Genomic DNA, 17,057 nt, shown 5'->3' with positions numbered 1-17,057 from the left:
GACCTCCAAACCAGGACGCCAACGACCGGAGCCATCCATGCCCGAGCAGATCCTCCCCGCCCCCGCCATCCAATCCACCAGCCGGACCAGCGTCAAGCCGATCAACTTGGCGCTCCAGGGGGGCGGCGCCCACGGCTCCTTCACCTGGGGGGTGATCGACCGCATCCTTGAGGATGGACGCCTGACCATCGACGGCATCGTCGGCACCAGCGCCGGCGCCATGAACTGCGCCGTCACCGCCTATGGCCTGACCATCGGCGGTCCCGAGGGCGCGCGGAGCAAGCTGCGCGAATTCTGGCGCCGCATCTCCGACGAGGCGAAGAAGGGGCCGCTCCAGCCGACCCCGCTCGACAAGATGTTCAGCAAGGGGAACATGGACTTCTCCCCGCTCTGGCAGATGTTCGACGCGCTGTCGCGCATGATGTCGCCGTACGAGCTGAACCCGATGAACCAGAATCCACTGCGCGACGTGCTGTCGGACGTGGTGGACTTCAAGCGGCTGCGCAAGGCGCCGGCCTGCAAGACCTTCATCGCGGCGACCGACGTCTGCGCCGGCCGGCTGAAGGTGTTCGGCCCGAAGGACATCTCGGTGGACGCGGTGCTCGCCTCGGCCTGCCTGCCCTTCCTGTTCCAGGCGGTGCAGGTCGGCAACGCCTTCTATTGGGACGGCGGCTATTCCGGCAACCCGCCGCTGTTCCCGCTGATCGACCAGTGCGACAGCCGCGACATCCTGATCGTCCAGATCAACCCGGTCCGCGTGCCGGTGCCGCCGCGCACCGCCCGCGAGATCATGGACCGCGTCAACACGCTCAGCTTCAACTCCAGCATGATGCGCGAGCTGCGCGTCGTCGACTTCGTCTCCAAGCTGATCGACTCCGGCGAACTCAGCCCGGAGAAGCACAAGAAGATGCACATCCACACCGTCGACGCCGAAGAGGTCGTGGAGAAGCTGGGCGTCACCAGCAAGCTGAACGCCGACTGGGACTTCCTGACCTACATGTTCGAAACGGGCCGCCACAAGGCCGAGGAGTTCCTGGATCAGCACTTCGACAAGATCGGCCGGGAATCCTCGACCGACATCAGCGCGAAGTTCCTTGCATGACGGGAACGCGGACGGGCCGGCGGGGCAGCACCACCGCCTGGGCGGACATCGATCTGCACGCCCTCGGCCGGAACCTGGAACGGCTGCGCCGCGGCCTTCCCTCCGGCCAGGCCGTCTTCGGGGTGGTGAAGGCGGACGCCTACGGCCACGGCGCCGGGCCGGTCGGACGGGCGCTTCAGCGGTTCGGGGTCGACGGGCTGGTGGTCGCCGACATGGGCGAGGGCATCACACTGCGGCGGGCCGGCGTCACGGCCCCCATCCTGGTCATCGACCCGCCGCTGCAAAGCCAGCTGCGGTTGCCCGCCCTGCACCGGCTGGGCGCCACCGTCACCAGCGCGGCGGAGGCGCGGGCGCTCGCCACCGCCGCCAACCGCGCCGGCCGGACGGTCGACGTGCATGTCCGGGTGAACACTGGATTTGCCGGCTTCGGGGCGGCGCACGCGGACCTGATCGACGTGTTAGCCGCGGTTTCCGTCGCGCCGGCGCTGCGGCTGGAAGGGCTCTACACCCACCTGTCCGGCGTCTATGGCCCCTACGAGGACGGCGGCTTGGTCGAACTGGAGCGGTTCGGCGAGGCGGTCGATGCGGCGCGGGGCGCCGGGCTGCTGCCGCCGCTGGTCCACGCGCTCAGCAGCCCGGCTCTCGATCGGCCCCTCCTGACAAACGCCGCAGCGCGCATCGGCTGCACGGCGGTGCGCTGCGGTGCAGCCCTGTTCGGTATCCGCATGGTGGATGGAGAAGGATCGGCATCCCTTGCTCCGGTGATGAGCGTGAAGGCCCGCGTCACCCGCGTGACGGTGCTGGAACCCGGCGACGTCGCCGATTACGCCACCGCCGGAGCCGCTCCCCGGCGCACGCCGGTGGCGGTCCTGCCCTTCGGCTTCTCCGACGGTCACCATCTGCACCGGCTGGCCGGCGGAGTGCTGCTGATCCGGGGCTGCCCGGCGCCGATCCTGGCGCGCCCCTTCATGAGCAGCCTTCTGGCCGACCTGACGGACATCCCCAGCGTCCAGCCGGGCGACGAGGCCGTCCTGATCGGGCGGCAGGGCGATCACCGGATCACCGTGGAGGACATCGCGGCGCGGTCCGGGCTGCGCCCTAGCGCGGTCCCGCTTCTCGGGCCGCGGGTCGTCCGCCGCTACCGGACCAGCGCCACGGGGGAGGAGCCGCCGGAATGAATCCACAGTCCTCCTCCGATGCCTCTGGAGCCGCCGCGATGACCCGCCGTGGCTGGATGGCCGGAGCCGCCGCCGCCGGCCTCGGCGTTCTCTGCCCGTCGGCCACGGCGCTGGCCGCCACCCGGCCGCTCCCGTCCGTCCGGGACGTGCCGCGGCGCTGGCGCATTGGCTACGCTGAATCCATGCCCTACGGCAATTACGCCGCGACGCTCGCCGCCATCCTCGGCGAGTTGGAACGGATGGGCTGGACCGGCGGCCTGAGCGGCATGCCCTACCGTCCGGGCCAGACCGACACCGCCACCCTGTGGTCCTGGCTGGCGACGCACGCCGACAGCCCGGTTCTCGACTTTGTCGCCGACGCCCACGCCACCAACCTGACCTCCGACGGTGCCGCCGCGCTGGTGATGCGTCTGCAGGAGCCGTCCGACATCGACCTGATGATCGTCATGGGGACGGTCGCCGGCATCGCCCTGGCGACCGATGCGCACCGGGTGCCGGTCCTCGCCTTCTCCTGCACCAACCCGATCGCCGCCGGGATCGTCGCGGCGGAGACCGACACCGGGCGCGACCATGTGTGGGCGCATCTCGACCCGCGGCGGTTCCAGCGCCAGCTGTCCATCTTCCACAAGACCTTCCAGTTCCGGCGGCTGGGCATCGCCTACGACGACAGCCCGACGGGCCGGGCCATCGCCTCTCTGCCCGACATCGAGGCGACGGCCGAGCGGATCGGGTTCGAACTGGTGGAGCGGCACGTCCGCGCGCCGATCGACCATCTCGACCAGTACCGCTACGAGGTCGATCTGACCGCCGCCTGGGAGGCGCTGTCGCGCGAGGCGGACGCCGTCTACATCACCTACGGACGCTGGCCCCTGGACCGCTTTTCCTCGCTGGTCCGGCCTTTCCTGAAACGCCGTATCCCGACTTTCTCGCAACTCGGTCCCGAGGAGGTGGAGCGCGGCGCGCTGATGAGCATCGCCCGTGCCGACATGGCGGGCATCGGCCATTTCGGCGCCGCCACCCTCGCCCGCGTCATGGCCGGCGAGCCGCTGCGCCACTTGCCGCAGGTCTATTTCGACACGCCGTCCATCGCCTGGAACGCGGCGACCGCGGCGGCCATCGGCTACCGCATCCCCTTTCCGGCGCTGCTGGCGGCGGATTCACTGCACGGAGTGCTCTAGCCATGGCCTCGTCCGGTGCCCCGTCCGGCCGCTCCGGCCTCCTCCGCGCCTTCCTGGTGTCGGTGCTTCTGGTCGGGGTGACCCTGGCCTTCAGCCTGAGCATCAATCTCGGCTCCTTCCGCCAGAACCACGCGGGCACGCTGATGGCGGCCTTCGCGGTGGTCGGCGGCAAGACCGTGGAGAACGTCCAGGACGCGCTGGGCTACGGCAAGCCGCTGGACGACTTCTACGGGCTGGAGGCGATCCTCGACCAGCTCGCCGCCAACCTGCCCGGGGCGCGGGGGATCGGGGTGGCGGTGGCGGACGGACGCGTCGTCGCCATCGCCCGGGGGCGGCCCGTTGAGCCGGTGACGGAGGCCACTCTGCGCCGGGCCCGCGCCGAGCTGGAGCGGCGCCCCCACTGGTTCCGGCACGATGCCGGCAACGGCACCTATGCCCTCTATCTGCCGATCCGCACTCCCGGCGAGGCGGAGCGGGCCGGCCGGCCGGTCGATGCTCCCGCCGGCTTTCTCATCATCCAGTCCGACAGCGCCAGGGTGGACGACCGGGTGGAGGACTTCCGCGACCGCACCCTGCCGCAGCTCCTGTGGACGGGGCTGGGGACGGTCGGCTTCCTCGGTCTTACCGGTCTGGTGATGGCCTTCGGCCTGCGCCGTGCGCCGGAAGGGCGCCGGGTCCGGCTGGAGCGCCTGCGCCGGCTGCTGGCGCTGGGCGCGATGCTGGCCGCCCAGACCGCGGCGGCGGCGGAATGCTACACGCTGATTTCCACCGCCCATCTGGAGGCCGCCGAACAGGCGACCCAGATCGTCGCCCGGATGATCCGCAACGACCTCGAGTCGGTGGTCCGGCGCGGGCTGGACTATGGGTCGCTGGCCGGGGTGGACGGCTATTTCGAGCGCATCCGCGCCAGCATGCCCACTCTGCAGTCCATCGAGCTGGCCCTCCCCGGCACCACCCCGCCGAGCCACGACGCCCGCCACATCGTGGGCGGCGTCCCCTTCCTGTCGGACATGCCGGACGTGACGCTGCGCTGGCCGCTCGCCCAGGACCGCGGCGGCGAGGCGCGCGAGCTGGTGGCCGTGGTGGATGGCGACCGGGTGGCCACGCAGCTGACCGAGTTCGGTCTGGACATGGCGACCATCCTCGTCACATCGCTGCTGTTCATGTTCGAGATGGACCGCGTGCTCGGCGGGCGGACCTGGATGGCCCGGCGCTCCGGCGACGGACGGGCCGTGGCGGGTGGAACCGGCAATGTCGCCGGCTCCATCCGCTTCTCGGCCTTTCTGATGTATTTCGGCGCCTTTCTGCCGGTGTCCTTCGTCCCGCTGCTGATGACCAGCTTCGGTGCGGAGCCCTTTCCCTTTCTGTCACCGTCCCAGATCGCCGCGGCGCCGCTGACGGCGGAGATGCTCTGCGGAGTCGCCGCGGCGCTGGCCGCCGGGCGGCTGACCGGGCGATTCGGCTGGCGGGCGGTCTCGCTGGCCGGCTTTGCGGCGGCGGCGGCGGGAATGGCGCTGGCCGCCGTGGCGGTGGTGGCCGCCGACCCGCTGCTGTTCGTCCTGGCCCGCGGGCTGAGCGGAGCGGGCGGCATGGCCGGGCTGATCGCCGCGAACGCGCTGATCGGGCGACTGCGCGGGGTGTCCGACACCTCAGCCCTGCAATCCGGCCTGTTCGCCGGCATGTATGCCGGGGTGAACTGCGGGGCGGTGTCGGGCGCCCTGCTCTCCACCACCTACGGGCCGGTGACGGTGTTCGCCGGGGGGGCCGTGATCCCGGTCGCCGGGCTGCTCTACACCGCTTTCGGCGTTCCCCGCCTGCCCGGAGCCGTCCCGCCGGACGCGCATTGCGCGCCCGTCCCCTCGCCGTGCGGCGGGACAGTCCACCCGCGGCGGCGGCGCATCAAGGTGCCGCTGTTCCTGGCGCTGATCTCCCTGCCCACCGCGGTGGCGGCGATGTTCCTGCCCTTCTATCTGCCGCTGTTCATCGCGGACCTCGGCCTGTCGTCGGCGACGGTGGGCCGCGCCTACCTGCTGCACGGCCTGTGCGTCGTTCTGGCCGGGCCGCTGCTGACCCGCATGGCGGCGCGGCGCCTGCCGGTTCCGGGGGTGACGCTGCTGTCCGCGGCGATGATCGCCGGAGCGCTGGCCCTGTTCGGTCTCCAGGCGTCGCTGTGGACGGCCTTCGCCACGGTGTTCCTGATCGGCCTCGCGGAGAGCTTCGGCCTGTCCGCCCAGATGCGCCATGCCGAGCTGCTGGCGGCGCGCGAGGCGCGGCGGCGCGATTCCGTGCTGGCCCTGCACGTCAACACCCGCAAGCTGGGGCAGGCCGCCGGGCCGCTCCTGTTCGGCACGCTGGCCGCCGCCGTCCCGCTGGGCGCCGGACCGGAGGGGGTGGGAATGATCGGCGGGCTGCTCGCCGGCAGCCTGCTGCTCTTCGCCCTGCTGACGTGGCGGCGGACCGTCCCGTCCCGCACCCGGCGCTCGCAGACGGAGGGCGGGCGATGAGCGGCCTGCGCTTCGCTCCTCTCACCTCGGACGCGCTGGGCGCCGTCCTGGAGTTGCAGCGGGAGTCCTGCGGCCCGCTGATGCACCCGCTCGGCGAGGCCGAGCTGTCGGACATGCTGGCCGGTCCGGCGGCGGGGCACGGCGTGGTCCTCGGCGCGCTGACCGACCGTGGTCTCGCCGCCTTCCTCGCCGTGCAGTTTCCCGGCCGGGCCGCCCACAATCTGGGCCGCGACTACGGACTTCCGGAGGGTGACCTCGACCGGGCGCTGCACTTCACCGGCATCCTGGTTCATCCCGACCGGCGCGGGCAGGGGCTGCACCGGCGCCTGATCGAAACCGCCGCGCAGGGGGTCCTGCCGCCGGACCGGCACCGCTACTGGTTCGCCACCGTGCGGCCCGAGAACACGGCCAGCGTGCGCGGGATGCTGTCGGTCGGCATGCGCGTCTTCGCGCGCAGGCCCAAGCACGACGGGCACGACCGCCTCCTCTTCGTCCGCGACCTGTCCGCCCCGGCCGGCGGCTGAGGCGCCCTTTGTCACCGCTCCTTTGGCCCTCCGGAGACCGCCCGATGTCCCAAACGCCGTACCGGATACGCCTGCGCGTGGGAATCGCGCTGGCCTTCCTGCTGACGACGGTGCCGCTGATCGCGGTGATGCTCAGCTACCTCTTCCACGAGAACTCCCGCAGCGCGCTGGAGGTGGCGTCCCAGTCCATCGCGCGCACCACCCAGACGGTCACCAACGACTTGAACGGGCTGGTCAGCCCGGTGGCCCGCGTCGCCGAGGCGATGGCCGGGTTCGGGCGGATCGACCGGAACGGGCTGCGCCGCATCGAATCGCTGCGCTACTTCTCCGACGCCCTGGCCACCCTGCCGCAGCTCGCCTCGCTCTATGTCGGCTTCGCCGGGGACGGGGCCTTCTTCCAGATGGCGCGGCTGGCCCCCGACGGCGGGCGCTTCGGCCCGGCCATCCCGCCGCCCGGCAGCGCGCTCGCCCTGCGCATGCAGGATTCCAGCTCCGGCAGCTTCGCCGACTCCTATTTCTACCTGCGTTCCTGGGGACAGGTCACCGGCGTGGAGCGGACGGAGGCGACGGAGGACCCGCGCACCGCCCCCTGGTACGTGGCGGCGCAGACGGTCGGGACGGCGGTGATGTCCGACGCCTTCGTCCTGCCGGCGACCCGGCGCCCGGTGGTCACCGTCTCCTACCGGATGGCCACCGACGACGGGGTGCCCATCGGCACCATCGGGGCCGACGTCTCGCTGGACAGGCTGGCGGCCCGGCTGGACGCCCTGCGCATCGGGCCGTCCGGGGCGGTGTTCGTGATCGACGGCAACGGGCGGGTGATCTGCCACAACCGGGCCGACCTGCTGGTCGGCGGCGACGGCACGACGGCGGCGCTCCACACCACCGCGACCTTCCCCGACCCGGTGCTGGCCGAGGCGGTGGAGCGCCGCAACGGCGGGGCCGGCGACCGCTTCATCGCCCCGCTGGGGCCAATGGGCCACGACTACATCGTCGAGTTCGCGACCCTGGCCGACGGGATCGGCGGCGGCTGGACCGTCGGCGTGGCGGTGGAGGTGGACGAGTTCGTCGGCTCGCTGCGCCGCGCCACCTACCGCATCGTCGTGATCGGCGCCGGGCTGCTGGCGGTGTCGATCCTGCTGCTGCTCTGGCTGTCGCACCGGCTGACCCGCCCGATGCAGGACATCGTGTCGGAGACCAAGCGCATCCGCCACTTCGACCTGACCGGCCGCTTCGCCGTGCGCACCCGCGTGCAGGAGGTGGCGGAGCTGGCCGGCGCCGTGGAGGCCATGAAGGGCGGCCTGCGCCGCTTCGGCGCCTATGTGCCCAAGGCGCTGGTGCGCGACATCATCGTGACCGGCGACGGCGGCGAGCTGGGCGGCGAGACGCGCCCCCTCAGCATCCTGTTCAGCGACATCGCCGGCTTCACCGCGACCAGCGAAGCCATGCCGCCGCAGCAGGTGCTGGACCGGCTGACCACCTATTTCGAGCGGATGACCGCCTGCATCCACGGCCATGGCGGCACGGTGGACAAGTTCATCGGCGACGCCATCATGGCCTTCTGGAACGCTCCGCGCCCCGACCCGGACCATGCGGAGCACGCCTGCCTCGCCGCTCTCGGCTGCCTGTCGGTCAACCGCGCCATCAACGACGCCTGCCTCGCCGCCGGCATGCCGCCGATGCCGACCCGCTTCGGCCTGCATCTGGGGGAGGTGGTGGTGGGCAACGTCGGCTCCTCCGACCGTATGCAGTACACCGCACTCGGCTCCCACGTGAACCTCGCCTCGCGCATCGAGGGGCTGAACAAGGTCTACGGCACCAGCATCCTGGTCACCGGGGCGGTGGAGCAGGCGGTGCGCGGGCGCTTCCTGTTCCGGCCCGTCGATCTCGCCGTGCCCTCGGGCCTGTCGGCGCCGATCGAGCTGTTCGAGCTGGTCGGCGCCCTCGACCCGCACTCGGCCTTCGCCCGCCCACCGGAAACCCACGACCTGTGCCGCCAGTGGCACGTCGCCGTCTCGCTCTACCGCGGCCGGCGCTGGTCGGCCGCCCTGGAGCTTCTCCAGCCCCTGGCCGGCGAGCCGGAGGTGGCGGCGCTGGCCCGGCTCTACATCGCGCGTTGCGAGCGGCTGATCGCCGACCCGCCCGGCGACGGCTGGGACCCCGCCGAGCATTTCAAATCCAAGTAGCCGGAAGAGGACGCGATGAAAAGCAGATGGACGGCGCGGCTGTTGGCCGCCTGCACGGTACTGGCGCTGGCGCTCGCCGCCGCCGGGGTGTCCGCCGAGACGGTCATCAAGCTGGCCCACCCCAACCGCAACGACGCCTTCGACAACACCGCCGGGGCCATGGCGATCGTCTTCAAGAACCATGTGGAGGTGGCGACCGAGAGGCGCGTGCGCGTGGAGATCTTTCCCGAGGGCCAGATGGGCCGCGACGGCGACGCGGTGAAGCTGGTCCGCCAGGGGACCATCCAGTCGGCCATCTCCTCGGTCGGCGGGGTGGCGCCGCTTTACCCGATGCTGGCGGTCATCGACCTGCCCTTCGCCTATTCCTCGGTCGCCAACGCCTACGACGTCTTCGACGGCCCCTTCGGCCACCGGCTGGCCGAGGAGATCCGGCGCAAGGCGGGCCTCGCCGTGCTGGGCTTCGGCGATCCGGGCGGGCTGTTCACCATCACCAACTCCAAGCGCCCGATCCGCCAGCCCGAGGACATGAAGGGCCTGAAGATCCGCACCATGGATCTGGAGACGCACCGCACCATGATCGGCAGCCTGGGCGGCACGCCGGTCAACGTCGCCTGGTCGGACCTCTACAACGCGCTGGGCACCGGTGCTGTGGACGGCCAGATGAATCCGGTGCCGATCGTCCGCTTCGCCCGCTTCGACGAGGTGCAGCGCCACCTGACGCTGAGCAACCACCTGTTCCTCCCCTATGTCTGGGTGATGAACGCCAAGTTCCTGGACGACCTCGCCCCCAGCGACCGCGCGGCCGTGATGAACGCCGCCCGGCTGGGCGTCGTCGCCAGCCGCGGCCTCAGCCGCCTGATCGAATCCTCGGACCGCGGCCTGCCGCCGCTGGCGCAGCGCATGGAGGTCCACACGCTGACCCCGCGCGAGGCGGAGGCGTTCCGCAAAGTCACCCAGCCCGCGGTCCGGCAGGCCATCGAGCGGCGGTTCGGCGCCGAGGGGGTGGAGATGCTGGCCGCCTTCGAGCGGGCGATCCGGGAGGAGCGGACGCCGTAAGCGGTGCGGCCGGGCGGTCAGTTCATCCCATCCGCCGGACCGCTCCACCGGCCAGCGCGCGCAGCCGTCCGGCGCGGCCGTGGCCGGTCCCCTCGCCCGCCCCGTCTCCGCCGGACGCGCTTCCCGCCACCGCGATGGACGACAGGCGTCGCGCCAGCGCCCATTCCGGCGCGCAGGCCTCCTCGCACAGCGCCCGCATCTCCGCGATGGACGGGCGCCATTTCTGCGTGCGGCGCCAGGTCCGCGCCGCCGCGTCGACCGCCCAGGCCGGGAACTCGCCGAGGTCCTCCGCCCAGTCGAGCGCGACTAGATGCTCCACCTCCGGCGCGGTTCCCTTGGCCGGATAGTGGCTGAGCAGGGCGAGGACGCGGGCCAGCAAATGGTCGGGCGAGGCCGGGGCCAGGATGGAGCCGGTCAGCTCGTCGAGCGCGCGCCGCGCCATCAGGGCATGCTGGCCGCTCACCCCGTCCGGTGGCGTCCACTCCTCGGTAACCCCATCGAAACCGCGGTCGCCGAATCGCGGCCGGCGTTCCACCCGCCCGGAGGCGAGAACGGTCCTGAGCGGCACCGGCAGCGCCGCCGCCAGCGCCAGACCGCGCTCATGGGCGGGTGCGGCGGGATCGAAGGGAAGCGGCGGTCGGGACGGCAAATGGGTGACGACCGAGGGGCTTGCCCCCCCGGGCGGAGCGGATCGCGGTTGTGCGGTCATGGTGTTTCCTCACCTCCAAACGTTCGGGTGGGCTTGCGGGGTGGCGCCGTGGGTGGCGTTGAGCTTCGCCGCGGCGGCCATCCAGGCTCCGAGCTTCTGTTCGGGTACGGGCGCTGTGGCTGCGGACCTTGCGCTGGCGGATCGGCTGGACGAACGGAGCAACGGCGCCTTGCCGGCGGCGGCGTCCTGCGTCAGCCAGGCTTTCCAAGCGGCCACGGCATCGCGGTAGCGGTAGCCGTGGGCTTGGCAGCGCAGCCGGAAGCCTTCGGCGTGACGGTCCAGATCGACCCCGGCGAAGCGGTGTTCGGCCCAGGCGCGAGCCTCGGCATCCGGCATCCAACCGTCCGGCACGGCCTGCGCGGGCTCGCGGGAAGCGTGCGAGTCCGGAGTCTGTTCGGATTCCGGCTGTTCCTGTCGCACCGGCGCACAAGGGGAGTCGGTGGGAGCGACATCCTTGGCCGGCGGCTGCACAGGGGGCATTCCGGTCCGAACCTCCTCCACACCGGCCGCCGGAATCGCTCCGTCGCCGGGGACCAGCCGCAGCCGGTACAGGCAGGACAGGCGCCCGCCCGAGGCGGAGCGGCGGGACTCCCTCGCGATCACCCCGGATTCGGCGAGATGGCCGAGGATGCGGTTCACCGTGCTGCGGCTGCGCTTCAGTGCCGTGGCGAGGGTCGCCTGGGACGGCCAGCACTCGCCGCGGGCGTTGGCGTAGGTTGCCAGCGCGGCCAGAACGGCCAAACCGTCGGCGTCGATGGCGGGATGACCGAGCCACCAGGCCGGAATCCGGCCCCACCGCCCGGTGTCGGCGGGCGGGCCGGATTCTCGTGGGGCCTCACCCGGTGGGGCGTCCATTGCCGTGTCGTCGCGGGGTGTCATGATGCGGTCTCCGCAAGGCTGTCGGGACCGGCTCCGCACAGAAGGCGGGCCGGTGGCTTTGCGGATCAGGATTCCTGGCGGCGCACGACTCTTCAAACCGCGGGCTGTCGCTCCATAGCCGGGCATGGAGCGGTAACCCGCGCCGTTGAAGCCCTGGCCCGCGCTCCTGGAGCCTTTGCCCGCCGCTATGGAGCGACAGCCCGCGCTTCATCGCCGAATCGGAATCCTGGAGTGGAAACCCGCGCCCCTGGAGCGATAGCCCGCGCCTCCGGATTCGCGGTCGTTGGAGCCATAGGCTGCGGCCGGTGCGCGGGACTATGGAGCAACAGCCCGCGTTTCGGCGGAGGTTCACCCGCCCACCATGGAGCGATAGCCCGCGGGTATGGAGCGACAGCCCGCGCCCTGCCGTCCGCACCGCCCGGGGGGCGATCCGGCGGCGAGCAGAGGATGGAGTTTCTGCTCGCGCTTCGCCGGTCCGACCCATGGAGTTCCGACTCGCGGGGAGACTCGCGGTCATGGAGCGATAGCCCGCGCCTTGGTCCGCGCCTTGATCTTCGTCGTTAGGGAGCGATTCGCAGCGGGCGGTGGAGTCGCGGACAGAGTCGAAGGATCTCAACGCCGTGCCGGACAAGCGCGGGCTGTTGCTCCATACCCGCGGGCTATCGCTCCATGGGCGCGGGCAAAGGCTCCATACCGAAGGAGGTCGCCCGTCACGAAGCGGTTGTCAGCGCGCGCCTCCCGCCGCATGGTCATAGCCGGGCAAGGAGGGATTGGATGAGCAAGATCGCGACACCCGGCGCGCTGCAACTGGTTCTGTTCGAGCTGGAGGACCGCTCCCAGTCGCACCTGATCGCGTTGTACGATCTGGCGCCGCGCTACGTCTTCGCCTCGCGCGACGGCGGACGGTCCGCGGAAACCGCGCCGGCGAAGGGCAATTTCGTCGCGTCGATCAAGCGCGAGTTCACCTATCACGGCAGCACCTTCCACCTGACCATCCAGCCCGCCCGTCTGACCAGGATGGTCAACCGGGACGACGGGGCCGCCCAGGCCGATGGCCAGACCGAGATCGAATACGAGGTCTTCCCCGCCGAACGCGAGCAGGTGGTGGAGCATGTGGTGCGTCGCCTCGCCATGGACCGCTCGCGCCTGTCGCTGGGCGGCGAGAACCGCGACAAGGTCCAGATGCGCTTCACCCTCTACGAGATCCAGCGCGAATTGAAGGCGGTCGGCCACACCCTGTCGATCCGCGACATTCGCGAATCGCTGACCATCCTGGCACGCTCGCGCATCATCATCGGCAAGCCGGCGGAGGGGGTGAAGAAGGGGCGCGGGGCCAACCTTCTGGAATCCACGGCCTTCCCGGTGCTGGCCATCCGCTCCCGCCCCGACCTGATCGGCGACGAGGGGGGCGACGAGGAAACCCACCTGCAGTTCAATCCGCTGGTTTCCTCGGCGATCCGGAACCTGGAGTTCAAGCCGGTCAGCTACCAGTGGCTGATGCGGCTCAAGAGCCCGGTGTCCCGCTGGCTCTACAACCGTCTCAGCGCCGAGTACGACTATTCGGGAGCGGAGACGCCGGGCGACTTGGGCGCCAGGGCAATGACCCTGTCGGCGGACGAGATCATCAAGAACAGCGGCATGAATGTGTGGAGCCGCCGCCGCGACACGCTGCGCGCGGTGACCTCCGCGGTGGACGCCCTGGTCGAGGAAGGCATCCTGACCAGCGCGGAGAAACTCTACGACAAGGTGGGGGCCCGCATCGAGGGGATCACCTACGTGATGCTGCCCAGCGCCAAGTTCCTCGCCCAGGTGCGCAAGGCGCAGGCGGTGGAGAGCGCCAACGTGGCGGCCATGCGGGCGATCACCGGCGACGACCGCCGGCCCACCGATTTCGTGCCGGTCACCCCCGCCGCGACGGTGGAGACACGGGCCCGCCGCGCCAAGCGGCTGACCGAGGAGCCGCCGCGTCTGCCTATGGCCGAGGCCGGCTGACCAATTCCTTCGACCGGGCTCAGTCCCGGTCGGCGGCGGCGTTCAGCGAGTCGCGCAAGCTCAAGAGCGCGTCGCGCAGGCCGGCGAGGTCGGGGAGCGGGCAGTTGGCCGCCGCGGCGATGCGCTCCGGCAGCCCCGTCGCCCGTTCCCGCAGCGCGGTTCCCTGCGGTGTCAGGTGGATGCGCACCAGCCGTTCGTCCGCCGGGTCGCGCCCGCGGGTGACCAGCCCCTGCCCTTCCAGCCGCTTCAGCAGCGGGGTCAGCGTGCCGCTGTCGAGCAGCAGCCGCTCGCCAAGGGCCTTCATGGTCTGGCCGTCCTGCTCCCAGAGGAGGAGCATGGCCAGATACTGCGGGTAGGTCAGCTCCAGCGCCTCCAGCAGCGGGCGGTAAACCCGCGTCATCGCCAGATTCGCCGAATACAGGGCGAAGCAGGCCTGGTTGGCCAGAAGAAGCGGGTTGTCGTTCTCGGTGCTCATCGTACGGGGGGCTCCCAGCCAGGGACGCGTCGCGGGCCTGTTGCGCGCGACCCCATAGTGCATGGGGATATGGCACGCAACACGCCCGCAAGCATGAAACCCTGTTATGCGCCCAGTGAAGCGCCCTCTTACGCGATGGCCGTGTTCACCGCGATGTTGCCCTTGGTCGCGTGGCTGTAGGGGCAGACCTTGTGCGCGCGGGCCACCAGATCCTCGGCGGCCGCCTTGTCCAGGCCGGGCAGAGACACGGTGAGGTCCACCGCGATGCCAAAGCCCTCGCCGTCGTCGCGCGGGCCGATGCCGACCTGGGCGGTCACCGTCACGTCCGCCGGAACAGTGATCTTGTCGCGGTTGCCCACGAACTTCATGGCGCCGAGGAAGCAGGCCGAATAGCCGGCGGCGAACAGCTGCTCGGGGTTGGTGGCTCCGCCCTTGCCGCCCAGCTCCTTCGGAGCGGCCAGCGCCACCGACAGCAGGCCGTCGTCGGTCTCGGCCTTGCCATCGCGCCCGCCGGTGGCCGTCGCTTTGGTCGTGTAGAGAATCTTCATTGCGTGAACTCCTTCGAACAGATGGATCGTTTCGATCGGGGAAGCGGGTTGCCGCTTGTTGTCGAGGAGGACTATTGCGCAAAATCGAATTGCGCGCAATGCATTTGATCATGCGTCATCGAATTGCGCGTAATGCATCGCCGGAATGGCGCCGAGGCACGCGCTTCGCAAGGCGGCGCGGATCAGGAGGCGCGCCGGTAGGTCCAGATGAAGCTGCCGTTGTGCCCACACCAGTAGCCGCTGGCGGCGCGGTTGGGCTCCAGGTCGGGGATGACGACCCCGCCGCCCTCTTCCGCGACCAGGATCAGGCCGCCGCCTTCCGCGTCGGGGGTGCCGACCGTCAGCCGCCCTTTGTCGTCCAGCCGCCCGATGCCGGAAAAATCGCACACCCAGCGTCCTGCCGAGGGCTCGGCGCCGCTGACGCTGACGGCGACCGTCCCATTGCGAAGGGCGATGGCGGCGATGCCGATGAATCCTTCATGATCGAAGCGGCCGACGTAACGCCCGATGGGCGACGGCGGTGTGGCCGGATCGGTGCGGAAGGACAGGATCGCCGTGCGGCCGTCGTACGCGCGGCGCAGGCAGGCCGCGTCGGCGCCGCAGGAATCGCGCTCGCGCAGCCACGCCCGCTGGTCGGCCTTCACCGCGGCCCCGGCGGCGCCCTCCTCCGGGCTGGCGCCCGACAGGCGCTCCAGGGCGGCGCGGTAGGTCGTGGCCAGCCGCCCATCCAGAGCAGAGAGCGCCGGATCGGCGCAGATCGCCTTTTCCGTCGGGGTGGCGGCCTTGGAGCAGGGAAAGCCCGCCGCAGCGGCGGCGGTTGGCAGTGCCAGGAGGCCAAGGGCGAGCAGCGCTGGGCGAAGCATGCGGATTCCCCTTCGGCGGAGTCCCCTTCGAGGGGCTGGTCTCGACTCTGCCGTGGCGGCGCAGCGTGGTCAACCCGTCCTCCGGGGAGCGGCCGGTCCGGTGTGTTCCCGTTGCGCCGGGAAAGCAGGAAATCCGCGCCTCGCAGCGCTGCGGAAGTTTCCATCGTCACAGCGCTGCGACGAACTCTTTTAACAGCGCTGCGACGACTTGTGTTCTTGTAAGATGATGCGCTCTCTTCTTCCTGCTTGTGCGCTGCATCATAGTAATGGAAGCCATGCGATATCGGCGCGTCGTCTTTCGGGGGGGCGATGCCATTATATCCAGGCAGGCAGCACCGCCCCTCCGCCGACATCGCGCAGGCCCCTTTCACGGCCAGCCGCCGACTCCGGCGCCCGAGCGGCCCGCCAGAAACAATTCGAACACACCGCGGCCTTCGACGCCGCCATGAGGACAGCCATGAACACCGATAGCTTTGCCAACCCCCTGTCGTCCACGGAACTGCGCAACATCCGCCGCCAGGCGGAAGCCCTGCGGGCGGCCTATCTGCGCAGCCTGTTCCGCCGTCTGGTCGCGGCCTTCAGCCGTCCGGGCGCTGCGACCAACGGCGGTCTGACCGCCGCCCGCTGAGGCACACCCGGCCAAGCACTTCCCTGCACGCGGCCGGACCGTCCGGCCGCGACTTTTCCGCCCGTATATATCCAATTTTAGAAAGATTCGTTAAGATTTTGTCGGGTATCATTTTCAAATGATACCCGAAATGGTGGCCTGGGGCGGGCGCAAAAATGCAGGTTGTAATCGTCGATGACGATCCCTCCACACTGTTCATCACCAGCGCGGTCATCCGGCGGATCGACGACGCGGAGCCCATCGGCATGGGCAATCCGCTGGAAGCTCTGGACTGGCTGGCGGTCAACACGCCCGACCTGATCCTGATCGACCATGTCATGCCGGACCTCGACGGCATGGACGTGCTGGAGCGCATCCGCGCCCAGCGGCATCTCGCCGACGTTCCGGTGGTGATGATCACCGCCGACACGTCGGTGAAGCTGCGGGTGGCCGCCCTTGAAAGCGGCTGCACCGATTTCCTGACCAAGCCCATCATCGTGCCGGAGTTGCTCGCCCGGGCGCAAAACCTGCTGCGCCTGCGGCTGGGCCAGCGGATGATGCGCGATCAGGCCGCCGTGCTGCGCAGCCGGGTGGAGGAGGCGACCGCCCAGCTCCGCCAGCAGGCGCAGGAACTGGTGGCCCGTCTCGCCCGCGCTGCCGAGTACCGCGACCCGGAAACCGGCCTGCACATCGAGCGGATGGCCAGCTACTCGCGCGTCATCGCCGAAAGCCTCGGGATGGACCCCGACGACTGCGCCCGGCTGGCCGAGGCCGCGCCGATGCACGACATCGGCAAGATCGGCATTCCCGATGCCATCCTGCTGAAGCCCGGCCGGCTGACCGACAGCGAAATGCAGGTGATGCGCGAGCATCCGGCGATCGGCCACGCCGTGCTGCAGGGAAGCGGGCATCCGCTCATCAGCAAGGCCGCGGAAATTGCCCTGGGGCATCACGAGAAGTACGACGGTACCGGCTATCCCAAGGGCCTGCGGGGGGAGGAGATTCCTCTGGCCTGCCGCATCGTCGCCATCGCCGACGTGTTCGACGCGCTGACCACCGCCCGCCCCTACAAGAGGCCCTGGCCGCTCGACATTGCGAAAGCCTACATCGTCGAGCGCAGCGGCAGCCATTTCGACCCGGTCTGCGTCAACGCCTTCCTGCGCGTCTGGACGACTGTCCTCGCCATTCACGACGCCCATCCCGACCCGGATTTCACCGGGACGGACGGCGCCGCGTTCCGCTAGACGGGAGGACGC

The 17,057-nt window shown here is 70.6% G+C and carries 15 protein-coding genes; 10 read left to right on the top strand and 5 right to left on the bottom strand.

Annotated features, from left to right (window positions below; all coding sequences use genetic code 11):
• Positions 1 to 37: 37 nt before the first annotated feature.
• From AMK58_RS24855 to AMK58_RS24825, 7 genes are read left to right on the top strand one after another with little or no spacing between them, the layout of a single operon-like run.
• Positions 38 to 1,102 (top strand): patatin-like phospholipase family protein, encoded by a 1,065-nt coding sequence (locus tag AMK58_RS24855; protein ID WP_051140718.1) that lies wholly within the window; start codon positions 38 to 40, stop codon positions 1,100 to 1,102.
• On the top strand, positions 1,099 to 2,280 hold the full coding sequence (gene alr / locus AMK58_RS24850) for an alanine racemase (protein ID WP_035679879.1): 1,182 nt from the start codon (positions 1,099 to 1,101) through the stop codon (positions 2,278 to 2,280). The genes AMK58_RS24855 and alr overlap by 4 nt, the downstream gene beginning before the upstream one ends.
• 38 nt (positions 2,281 to 2,318) lie before the next feature.
• Positions 2,319 to 3,458, top strand: a complete 1,140-nt coding sequence (locus AMK58_RS24845) for an ABC transporter substrate binding protein (RefSeq protein WP_236778323.1) — start codon at positions 2,319 to 2,321, stop codon at positions 3,456 to 3,458.
• Positions 3,459 to 3,460: 2 nt separating this feature from the next.
• Positions 3,461 to 5,962 carry an MFS transporter gene (locus AMK58_RS24840; RefSeq protein WP_059399569.1) on the top strand — a complete coding sequence of 834 codons (2,502 nt, stop codon included), beginning with the start codon at positions 3,461 to 3,463 and terminating at the stop codon, positions 5,960 to 5,962.
• Positions 5,959 to 6,486 carry a GNAT family N-acetyltransferase gene (locus AMK58_RS24835; protein ID WP_059399568.1) on the top strand — a complete coding sequence of 176 codons (528 nt, stop codon included), beginning with the start codon at positions 5,959 to 5,961 and terminating at the stop codon, positions 6,484 to 6,486. The genes AMK58_RS24840 and AMK58_RS24835 overlap by 4 nt, the downstream gene beginning before the upstream one ends.
• A 44-nt stretch (positions 6,487 to 6,530) precedes the next feature.
• Positions 6,531 to 8,672, top strand: coding sequence for an adenylate/guanylate cyclase domain-containing protein (locus AMK58_RS24830; RefSeq protein ID WP_079285571.1), 2,142 nt, complete (start codon positions 6,531 to 6,533; stop codon positions 8,670 to 8,672).
• A 15-nt stretch (positions 8,673 to 8,687) separates the two neighbouring features.
• Positions 8,688 to 9,728: a TRAP transporter substrate-binding protein gene (locus AMK58_RS24825; protein ID WP_035679943.1), complete on the top strand. Its 1,041-nt coding sequence runs from the start codon at positions 8,688 to 8,690 to the stop codon at positions 9,726 to 9,728.
• A gap of 22 nt (positions 9,729 to 9,750) precedes the next feature.
• On the opposite strand, the gene AMK58_RS24820 is transcribed toward AMK58_RS24825, so the two are convergent.
• Together AMK58_RS24820 and AMK58_RS24815 are read right to left on the bottom strand one after the other, a co-directional pair.
• Positions 9,751 to 10,437: a hypothetical protein gene (locus tag AMK58_RS24820; RefSeq protein WP_059399567.1), complete on the bottom strand. Its 687-nt coding sequence runs from the start codon at positions 10,435 to 10,437 to the stop codon at positions 9,751 to 9,753.
• A gap of 9 nt (positions 10,438 to 10,446) precedes the next feature.
• Entirely contained in the window at positions 10,447 to 11,316 is an 870-nt protein-coding gene (locus tag AMK58_RS24815) for a helix-turn-helix domain-containing protein (RefSeq protein WP_236778322.1), read from the bottom strand.
• A 774-nt stretch (positions 11,317 to 12,090) separates the two neighbouring features.
• On the opposite strand from AMK58_RS24815, the gene AMK58_RS24810 reads away from it, so the two are divergent.
• Positions 12,091 to 13,308 (top strand): hypothetical protein, encoded by a 1,218-nt coding sequence (locus tag AMK58_RS24810; protein WP_035679948.1) that lies wholly within the window; start codon positions 12,091 to 12,093, stop codon positions 13,306 to 13,308.
• A gap of 19 nt (positions 13,309 to 13,327) precedes the next feature.
• Here the strand turns inward: AMK58_RS24810 and AMK58_RS24805 are convergent, their stop codons facing one another.
• The 3 genes from AMK58_RS24805 to AMK58_RS24795 form a co-directional block, all read right to left on the bottom strand.
• Positions 13,328 to 13,783: a MarR family winged helix-turn-helix transcriptional regulator gene (locus tag AMK58_RS24805; RefSeq protein WP_035679951.1), complete on the bottom strand. Its 456-nt coding sequence runs from the start codon at positions 13,781 to 13,783 to the stop codon at positions 13,328 to 13,330.
• A 128-nt stretch (positions 13,784 to 13,911) separates the two neighbouring features.
• Positions 13,912 to 14,331, bottom strand: a complete 420-nt coding sequence (locus AMK58_RS24800; RefSeq protein WP_035679953.1) for an organic hydroperoxide resistance protein — start codon at positions 14,329 to 14,331, stop codon at positions 13,912 to 13,914.
• A gap of 182 nt (positions 14,332 to 14,513) precedes the next feature.
• Positions 14,514 to 15,194: a lysozyme inhibitor LprI family protein gene (locus tag AMK58_RS24795; protein ID WP_059399566.1), complete on the bottom strand. Its 681-nt coding sequence runs from the start codon at positions 15,192 to 15,194 to the stop codon at positions 14,514 to 14,516.
• Positions 15,195 to 15,651: 457 nt separating this feature from the next.
• Between AMK58_RS24795 and AMK58_RS31000 the strand changes: the two genes are divergently transcribed.
• Both AMK58_RS31000 and AMK58_RS24790 read left to right on the top strand, forming a co-directional pair.
• Positions 15,652 to 15,822, top strand: coding sequence for an RSP_7527 family protein (locus tag AMK58_RS31000; protein WP_167555936.1), 171 nt, complete (start codon positions 15,652 to 15,654; stop codon positions 15,820 to 15,822).
• Between the two features lie 155 nt (positions 15,823 to 15,977).
• The gene (locus AMK58_RS24790; protein WP_035679996.1) at positions 15,978 to 17,045 is read left to right on the top strand and encodes an HD domain-containing phosphohydrolase; all 1,068 of its coding nucleotides are present in this window, start codon (positions 15,978 to 15,980) and stop codon (positions 17,043 to 17,045) included.
• Positions 17,046 to 17,057: the final 12 nt, after the last annotated feature.

The organism is Azospirillum brasilense, assembly GCF_001315015.1.
Lineage (GTDB): Bacteria > Pseudomonadota > Alphaproteobacteria > Azospirillales > Azospirillaceae > Azospirillum > Azospirillum brasilense.
The sequence above is the reverse complement of the archived record's forward strand: the minus strand, read 5'-3'. Positions and strand labels throughout refer to the sequence as shown.

Excerpts from the sequence above, each read along its gene's own strand:
- AMK58_RS24820 (WP_059399567.1), bottom strand. The coding sequence starts at position 10,437 with ATGACCGCACAACCGCGATCCGCTCCGCCCGGGGGGGCAAGCCCCTCG.
- AMK58_RS24835 (WP_059399568.1), top strand. The coding sequence starts at position 5,959 with ATGAGCGGCCTGCGCTTCGCTCCTCTCACCTCGGACGCGCTGGGCGCC.
- AMK58_RS24790 (WP_035679996.1), top strand. The coding sequence starts at position 15,978 with ATGCAGGTTGTAATCGTCGATGACGATCCCTCCACACTGTTCATCACC.
- AMK58_RS24810 (WP_035679948.1), top strand. The coding sequence starts at position 12,091 with ATGAGCAAGATCGCGACACCCGGCGCGCTGCAACTGGTTCTGTTCGAG.
- AMK58_RS24825 (WP_035679943.1), top strand. The coding sequence starts at position 8,688 with ATGAAAAGCAGATGGACGGCGCGGCTGTTGGCCGCCTGCACGGTACTG.
- AMK58_RS24840 (WP_059399569.1), top strand. The coding sequence starts at position 3,461 with ATGGCCTCGTCCGGTGCCCCGTCCGGCCGCTCCGGCCTCCTCCGCGCC.
- AMK58_RS31000 (WP_167555936.1), top strand. The coding sequence starts at position 15,652 with ATGAACACCGATAGCTTTGCCAACCCCCTGTCGTCCACGGAACTGCGC.
- AMK58_RS24815 (WP_236778322.1), bottom strand. The coding sequence starts at position 11,316 with ATGACACCCCGCGACGACACGGCAATGGACGCCCCACCGGGTGAGGCC.
- AMK58_RS24845 (WP_236778323.1), top strand. The coding sequence starts at position 2,319 with ATGACCCGCCGTGGCTGGATGGCCGGAGCCGCCGCCGCCGGCCTCGGC.
- AMK58_RS24805 (WP_035679951.1), bottom strand. The coding sequence starts at position 13,783 with ATGAGCACCGAGAACGACAACCCGCTTCTTCTGGCCAACCAGGCCTGC.
- AMK58_RS24855 (WP_051140718.1), top strand. The coding sequence starts at position 38 with ATGCCCGAGCAGATCCTCCCCGCCCCCGCCATCCAATCCACCAGCCGG.
- AMK58_RS24830 (WP_079285571.1), top strand. The coding sequence starts at position 6,531 with ATGTCCCAAACGCCGTACCGGATACGCCTGCGCGTGGGAATCGCGCTG.
- AMK58_RS24795 (WP_059399566.1), bottom strand. The coding sequence starts at position 15,194 with ATGCTTCGCCCAGCGCTGCTCGCCCTTGGCCTCCTGGCACTGCCAACC.
- AMK58_RS24800 (WP_035679953.1), bottom strand. The coding sequence starts at position 14,331 with ATGAAGATTCTCTACACGACCAAAGCGACGGCCACCGGCGGGCGCGAT.
- alr (WP_035679879.1), top strand. The coding sequence starts at position 1,099 with ATGACGGGAACGCGGACGGGCCGGCGGGGCAGCACCACCGCCTGGGCG.